Below are 275 nucleotides of genomic sequence, written 5' to 3'. Positions count from 1 at the left end.
GGATCGTGGTCTGTCCGCGGGCGAGAAGCGGATGCTGGCCAAGGCGCGGCAGATCCTCGTCGGTGAGCTGGCGCTCGCCGAGGGGACCGATGACGGCAAGGCCGAGACGCTTCTCGACGAGGTTCTCGCCGCGGCGTCCTGACCGTGTACGAACCGGACGGGTCCGGCCGTAACGCCGGACCCGTCATCGCGTTGGTTCCTGCCGCCGGTCGTGGTGAACGTCTGGGAGCAGCTGCTCCCAAGGCGTTCGTCCCGGTCGGCGGCACACCTATGCT

Annotated in this window: 1 pseudogene; it reads left to right on the top strand. The window is 69.1% G+C overall.

Annotation, left to right across the window (positions count from 1 at the left end):
- Positions 1-142, top strand: a pseudogene (locus CUZ56_RS16305) (hypothetical protein); the annotation flags it as partial.
- Between the last annotated feature and the right edge of the window lie 133 nt (positions 143-275).

It is taken from the genome of Saezia sanguinis (genome assembly GCF_003991585.1).
GTDB classification, from domain to species: Bacteria; Pseudomonadota; Gammaproteobacteria; order Burkholderiales; family Burkholderiaceae_C; genus Saezia; species Saezia sanguinis.
The sequence above is the reverse complement of the archived record's forward strand: the minus strand, read 5'-3'. Positions and strand labels throughout refer to the sequence as shown.